The organism is Brevibacterium sp. (assembly GCF_022712115.1).
GTDB lineage: Bacteria > Actinomycetota > Actinomycetes > Actinomycetales > Brevibacteriaceae > Brevibacterium > Brevibacterium salitolerans.
Genome location: NZ_JALAHB010000062.1, coordinates 25,558 through 32,125, shown reverse-complemented (window position 1 = coordinate 32,125; position 6,568 = coordinate 25,558). Strand labels below are relative to the sequence as shown.

Sequence of the window (6,568 nt, the reverse complement as noted above, 5' to 3'; positions counted from 1 at the left end):
CCGCCTCGGCGAAGCCTCGCTCGTAGGCGTCGCGCAGGGCCTCCCAGCCCACCGCCATCGCGTCCTCACCCACCACGCGCTCCACCTCACGCCCCTCCATGAGCAGGGACAGCACCGCGAGGCACACGTGCCAGCCGGCGGCGGTGGGCGGTACGAGGTCGCGGCGGGTGAAGGTCTGGGTGACGGTGAGGACGCAGGCGGCGCCCACTTCCGCAGCGGCAGACTCGTCGAGCGGGACGGCGGTGATCTCCCACAGCACCTCGCCCTCGCCGCCCCAGGCGTGGCGGAGCACCTGACCGGGCGCGACCTCGATGACCCGTGCGTCGACCGCGGGGCCCTCGGACGTCTCCCGGGAGACCGCCGGGCCCATCTCCGTGAGCGGGCGGTCGGGGACGATCGGCGACCAGCGGGCCAGCAGCTCCGGCTGCGTGAGGTGGTCCCACACCGTCTGCGCATCGGCGGCGAGCGGCACGCCCATGCGCAGCAGGGTGGTGCCGTGCGAGAGGGACTGGGCCTCGGCGGTGACGGAGGCCTCGGCGAGGGCCTGGGTGACGGCGGAGACGGTCGACTCGGACAGCGGCATGCGCACTCCTGTGATGTGGGGCTGGCGGACTCGCCCTCCACCCTACTGACTGCGCGCCCCGGCGGTCTGTCTCCTTCTCCCGTGCTCGCGCTTGCTCGTGTCCTCGTCCGGGGGAGCCTGAGCCCGGGGCGTCCTCACCGGCACGACCGCCTCCGGGGAACCGGAAGCACTGGGCCGCAGGGCCGCAAGGCCGCAAGGCCGCAAGGCCGCAGGGCCGCAGGGCCGCAGGGCCGCAGGGCCGCAGGGACAGCCTGACCTGACGAGGCCGTCAATTCCGTTGACTCGCCCGCGCGGATGTGACAGATTTCTAAACGATCGATCAGTCGTGCGCCCCGGCGTGCACACCGCCTCGCCCGCGCAGTCTCGCGCAGGGGAGATGCGGCCACCACGTCGCGGCCCGGCTGCCCCGGCAGAACCCAGACTCGAAGGAGAGCACATGTCCGCACGCTTCACAGGCAAGGTCGCGATCGTCACTGGCGCCTCGCGCGGGATCGGGCTGGGCATCGCCCAGCGTCTGGTGGATGAGGGAGCCCGCGTCGTCATCACCGCACGCGGCGAGGAAGCGCTGGCCGCGGCCGTGGAGCAGCTGGGCGGCCCGGAGAAGGCGCTCGCGGTCGCGGGCAAGGCCGATGACCCGGCACACCAGGACGAGACGATCGCCAAGGCGCTGGACACCTTCGGCTCCGTCGACGTGCTGGTCAACAACACCGGCATCAACCCCGTCTACGGCCCCCTCATCGAGCTCGACGACGCGGCGATCCAGAAGATCTTCACGGTCAACGTCCACTCCACCATGCAGTGGACCCGCAAGGTCTACGAGGCCGCCATGAAGGAGAACGGAGGCTCCATCGTCAACCTCTCCTCCGTGGCGGCCGTGCGCCAGCCGCACATGATCGGCTTCTACGGCGCCACCAAGTCGATGATCACGCACATCACCAAGCAGTACGCGATGGAGCTGGGGCCGGACATCCGCGTGAATGCGATCGCGCCCGCCGTCGTGAAGACGAGGTTCGCGGAGAAGCTCTACGAGGCCGGCGAGGAGAAGGTCGCGGCGGCCTATCCGCTCAAGCGCCTGGGCGAGCCGGAGGACATCGCCGCGCTGGCAGCCTTCCTCCTCTCCGACGAGGCCTCCTGGATCACCGGCGAGCTCGTCGTGGCCGACGGCGGAGTCACCCTGGGCGGCGGCGCCTGACCGCTCACCCTCGCCTGCGCCCGGCGCGTGCCCGAAAGCCTCGGGCACGCGCCGTGTGCATCCTCTGCCGAGGCCGTTCGGGCGCACCGGAGCCGTCCCTCCCCCGCACGCCCGCCTCGGCCGCATCCACGGCGCGCACACGCACGGCCACTATGCTCGGCCCATGACAGCAGCCCACTACAGCGGCTCCGCACAGTCCGCCGCAGACGTCGCCTATGCCGTCACACAGGCCGGATACGAGGTCGTGGCCTCCTCCCCCGGCACCTCACCGCGCGCCGCGACGGCGTTCTGGACGCAGGCGCGCGCCGCCTTCGCACCCGAGGCTCTGGAACAGGGCCTCCCCCGCGACTACCGCGCGCTGCTCCGCGACCCGCAGGGGACTCTCCGCCTGCTGCACGTGCGCCAGGGCGGCACCCTCCATGCGGAGAGCAGCGGGGCGGTCTCGATCGCCGATCCTCCCGGCCCCCAGCAGCCGCCCGGCGTGAGCATGTGGCAGAGCCTGCACACCGGAGACGCGCACCCCGTGTTCGTCTGGGACGGCACCGAGCTGGGGTTCTGCGGCCTGGTGGACTTCTTCCAGCTGCACAGGAACCTGCTGAGCTCACTCGCCCCGACCCAGGGCGGCCAGGGCCTCCCGACGCTGCGCGGCACCGCTGTGCTGCTGCGGACGGAGCACGTCTACGAGTTCGAGATGAACCGCCGGTCGCGCTTCCTCGTGAGCGACACCGGCGCCCTGCACACCCTCACCCCGGACGAGCTGCACGCCGGCTTCCGCCCGGTGTGGTGAAGGAGGAACACACGCATGACCCATGGACCCGGCGAAGAGGGCACCGGCCCGCGCAGAGGCTCGAGCGGCGCGGACGAGGAGACGGTCCGGTACACGGAGGACGACAGCACCCGCGTGCTGCCGCGGGCCGAGTCGCCCCGCATCCGCCGCGCGGCCTCGCAGCAGGAGTCCCAGCAGGGCCCGATCCTCGGCAGGCGCCGGGGCCACCCGCGGTCTCCCGCCGCCGGTGAGGCACAGGCAGCCCCGCCGTCCACCCGCGTGATGCCGTCCGCGGCGGCCCCGGCCGGAACGGCGGGCGCGACGGGAGCAGCGGGTGCGGCCGGAGCCGCGGGAGCAGCCGACGACGGCACACGTCTCTACCCGCAGGCCGGCTCCGGCGGTGCGACGCCCGGACAGGGCACAGGCGCCGCCGGGCAGGACGACGGGGGCACGCGCCTGTACCCGCAGGCCGGCGCGAACTGGGCCGGTGGAGCCGGGGCCGGCGGGTTCGGTGCGGGCGGCGGAGATTCCGGCGGCCCCGGCACTCCCGGCGGCTTCGGGGCGGAAGGGGGACCGGGCGAGCCCGAGTTCCAGGACACCGCGTTCTCGCGAGCCGTGTTCGCGCAGGGCATCGACCTCGCTCCCGTACCCGGGGCCTCTGCCTCCGGGCCCGCCCCGGAGGAGCCCGAGGAGCCCACGCCCTGGTACCGGCGGGCCTCCTCCTGGGTGATCATCGTCCTCCTCGCACTGCTGGTCGCTGCGGCGGCGCTGCTGTTCTGGCCGCGGGACGACGAGGCCGCGGACGACCCCGCGCCCGCGGCCACGGAGGAGGTGGAGGAGACGGAACCCGCCGAGGAGCCCACGCCCGAGGACGACTCCGGCCCGCGCTTCCCCTGGTCCGACGGCGGCTCCGAGGAGGAATCGCCCTCCGGCGACGACTCCGGGAACGACTCCCCCGAGGAGGAGAGCCCTGCGCCCGAGGACGACGGCGGAGGACCGTTCGACGACTGGCGGCCGCCGTGGGACGACGGCGAGGGTTCCGGCGGCTCGGACAGCGGCAACGGTGGCGACGGCTCCGGCAGCGGCGAGGGCTCGGACGGGGGCTCCCCGGACGAGGGCAGCGGGAACTCCGGGAACGACGGCGGTTCCGGAAGCGACGGGGGCTCCGGAGACGGCGGCTTCACCTGGCCCTGGGAGGATCCCGACTTCACCTGGCCGTGGGAGAACGCTCTGCCCTCCCGGAGCTGAGCCCTCACGTCCGCGGGGCGGGGTACGGACTGCCGGGTGCCGGAAGGTCAGCTGAGCGCTCGCACCCGCGGGGCCGGGCCTCTTCGCTCCTCTGCGAACGCACCGCTCACGCCCCGGGCGGAGCTCACGGGTGCAGAGCGCTCACTCCTGCGCCGGCAGCGGTCCCCCGCGCAGGACGAGCAGCAGCGAGACGGCCACCGCGACGGCCGCACCGCTGCCCACCAGCAGCATCGAGCCCAGCGGATAGGTGAGCGCCGTCCAGGCGAAGCCCACCGCGAGGCCGGCGAACCGCCCGGTGTTGTGCAGGCCGAACGCCAGCGGGTTGCGCCCGCCCGCCGTCTGCGAGACGGAGAATGCGGCGAGGCCCTGGCTGGCGTTGAGGGCGGCCCCGAGCACCGCCAGGAGGACGACGATCACCAGCGCCTGCACGACCGGGGCCGGGACCGCGGCACCCGGCTGGGCCTCGGCGACACCCGCCTGGGCTGCGGCACGTCCCGCAGCCTCGGCGACGGTGTGCGTGCCCACCGGGCCCCAGTCGAGCCAGGCGCCCAGCGCCAGCGTCACCGCCAGCAGCGCGGACAGTGCGGACACGACCGCGAGCCACCCGCCCAGCCGCTTCTGCAGCACGGAGGTGAGCGGCGCGGCCAGCGCCATCGCGGCGGCGGTCGTGAACACGACGAGGCCCACGAACCCCGGTTCCAGCCCCAGCACCTGCGCGAGCCACAGCGGCAGGGAGGACAGCGTGATCCCCGTGACGACCATTGCGGACATCGCGATCGCCGTCGCCCTCATGTACCGGGCCTCCATCAGCAGTCGGGGCGGCACGAGCTCGTCCGGGTGCCGGGAGGCGAGCACCATGAAGACCACCCCGCAGACCACGGCGGCAGCGCCCACGAGGAGCTCCACGGGCCAGGGTCCGCGCTGGCCCACCAGCGTCACCGTCGCGATCGCGAAGCCCACAGCGGCCATGAGGAACCCCATGCCCGGCGCGTGCAGGGGCACTCTGCGGCCCGCCGTGCGCGGCACGGTGAGGACCACGACGGCGAACAGCAGGCCGGAGAAGGCCGCGGAGAAGCAGAACACGCCGCGCCAGCCCACGGCCTGCGTGATCAGCCCGCCCAGGGGAGGTCCCATCGCCTGTCCCACGCCTATGGCAGCCGCCCACGCCGCGAGGGCCGCTGACCCCTTCTCCGGCCAGAGGATCACGAGGGAGCGCTGCACTCCCGGCGGGAACGCCGCGCAGGCCGCCCCCTGCACGGCCCGCAGGACGATGAGCATCTCGAGGCTGGGGGCGAACACTGCCAGCAGCTGGGCGAGCGCCAGCAGCGCCAGGCCCGCGAGCACCACGCGGATGGCCCCGAACCGGTCGCACAGCCATCCCGCCAGCGGGACGGAGACCGCCATCGCGACGGTGTAGGCGGCGACCGCGAGGACCACGCGCGCGTCGGTCGAGTGGAACTCCTCGCGGATCCAGTCGAGCGGCGCGTTGATGACGGTGCCGCCGAGCGTGCCCGCCGCGGTGACACCCAGCATCGCCAGGTATGCCAGCCTGCCCGGCGGGCGGGTGCCGGTCACTGTGCGGAGCCCTCCCCCGCCGGGGGAGCGCTCAGCCAGGCGCGCACGAGGTCCGAGTCCTCCCCCAGCCGCGGCGGGGCGAGGTCGTAGGCGACCGGCGTGCGCGAGAGGCGCAGGGGGCTGGCCACGGTGGGGACGACGCGGTCGCCGGAGCCCACCTCGGCGACCGGGTCCAGACCCATCTGCTCCGCGAGCTGCACTCCCTGCGCCACCGAGTTGATGGGCGCGCACGGCAGCCCGCGCTCCGTGAGGAGGGCGTACCACTCCTGTGCGGACCGGTGGGAGAGCGCCTCCAGCAGCAGCGGCTCCAGCTCCTTGCGGTGCCGGTTCCGGGGAACGGCGGTGGCGAAGCGCTCGTCCTCGAGCCACTCCGGACGCTCCACCGCCTCCGCGAGCACCGCGAACTGGCGGTCGTTGCCGCAGGCGATGATGAGCTCCCCCTCACCCGTCGCCATCGGCTGGTACGGGTAGAGGCTGGGGTGCTCGTTGCCCATGCGCGTGGGCACGTTGCCCGCCGCCACGTAGCCGGAGGTCTGGTTGACCATGCCGGAGAGCGCGGAGGAGAGCAGGTTCGTCTCCACCTGCTGGCCCTCCCCCGTCGCCGTGCGGTGACGGAGCGCGGCGAGGATGCCGATGGTGGTGTGCAGGCCCGTCATCACGTCGAAGATCGCCACTCCGCCGCGGAAGGGCGGGCCGTCCGGAGCGCCGGTGAGGCTCATGAAGCCGGAGAGGCCCTGGACGAGCAGGTCGTAGCCGGGCTGCGGATTGTGCCCGCCGAACCCCGTGACCGAGGCGTAGACGACGCTGGGGTTGCCGGCCCGGACGGTCTCGTAGTCGAGCCCGAACTTCGCGAGCCCACCGGGCTTGAAGTTCTCCACCACCACGTCCGCGCGCCGGGCGAGCTCCTGGGCGAGCGCCAGGTCCTCGGGCACGCCGAAGTCGAGCACCACGTCGCGCTTGTTGCGGTTGACGGAGAGGTAGTAGGTGGCGTCGTCGCCGCGCACCGGCGGCTTCCAGCTGCGGGTGTCGTCACCGCCGGGGCCCTCCACCTTGATGACGGTGGCACCCAGGTCCGCCAGCATCATCGTGGCGTAGGGGCCCGCGAGCACCCGTGAGAAGTCCGCGACGACCACGCCCGCCAGCGGGCCCTCCCCGGACCGCTCGAACAGGCTCTCCGTGGTCACGTTCTCCGAGCTCATCGGCT

6 protein-coding genes are annotated in these 6,568 nt (G+C 73.7%); 3 read left to right on the top strand and 3 right to left on the bottom strand.

Translation table 11 applies throughout. The features are described from left to right. Positions 1-583, bottom strand: a 583-nt coding sequence (locus Q0A33_RS03745) for an SRPBCC domain-containing protein (RefSeq protein ID WP_291793320.1), incomplete at its 3' end; no start/stop codon positions are given. Positions 584-1,019: 436 nt separating this feature from the next. On the opposite strand from Q0A33_RS03745, the gene Q0A33_RS03740 reads away from it, so the two are divergent. The 3 genes from Q0A33_RS03740 (at position 1,020) to Q0A33_RS03730 (ending at position 3,789) form a co-directional block, all read left to right on the top strand. Then, positions 1,020-1,775, top strand: a complete 756-nt coding sequence (locus Q0A33_RS03740) for an SDR family oxidoreductase (protein ID WP_291793318.1) — start codon at positions 1,020-1,022, stop codon at positions 1,773-1,775. A 163-nt stretch (positions 1,776-1,938) separates the two neighbouring features. Next, entirely contained in the window at positions 1,939-2,562 is a 624-nt protein-coding gene (locus tag Q0A33_RS03735; protein WP_291793316.1) for a hypothetical protein, read from the top strand. Positions 2,563-2,577: 15 nt separating this feature from the next. Then, positions 2,578-3,789, top strand: a complete 1,212-nt coding sequence (locus Q0A33_RS03730; protein ID WP_291793314.1) for a hypothetical protein — start codon at positions 2,578-2,580, stop codon at positions 3,787-3,789. A 141-nt stretch (positions 3,790-3,930) separates the two neighbouring features. Here the strand turns inward: Q0A33_RS03730 and Q0A33_RS03725 are convergent, their stop codons facing one another. Both Q0A33_RS03725 and Q0A33_RS03720 read right to left on the bottom strand, forming a co-directional pair. Continuing rightward, on the bottom strand, positions 3,931-5,364 hold the full coding sequence (locus Q0A33_RS03725) for an MFS transporter (protein ID WP_291793312.1): 1,434 nt from the start codon (positions 5,362-5,364) through the stop codon (positions 3,931-3,933). Next, the gene (locus Q0A33_RS03720) at positions 5,361-6,563 is read right to left on the bottom strand and encodes a CoA transferase (RefSeq protein ID WP_291793310.1); all 1,203 of its coding nucleotides are present in this window, start codon (positions 6,561-6,563) and stop codon (positions 5,361-5,363) included. Before Q0A33_RS03720 ends, Q0A33_RS03725 begins: the two co-directional genes overlap by 4 nt. Positions 6,564-6,568 lie beyond the last annotated feature (5 nt).

What these genes read in the sequence shown, in the direction of transcription:
- Q0A33_RS03740 (WP_291793318.1), top strand. Translation starts at nt 1,020, where the DNA reads ATGTCCGCACGCTTCACAGGCAAGGTCGCGATCGTCACTGGCGCCTCG.
- Q0A33_RS03735 (WP_291793316.1), top strand. Translation starts at nt 1,939, where the DNA reads ATGACAGCAGCCCACTACAGCGGCTCCGCACAGTCCGCCGCAGACGTC.
- Q0A33_RS03730 (WP_291793314.1), top strand. Translation starts at nt 2,578, where the DNA reads ATGACCCATGGACCCGGCGAAGAGGGCACCGGCCCGCGCAGAGGCTCG.
- Q0A33_RS03720 (WP_291793310.1), bottom strand. Translation starts at nt 6,563, where the DNA reads ATGAGCTCGGAGAACGTGACCACGGAGAGCCTGTTCGAGCGGTCCGGG.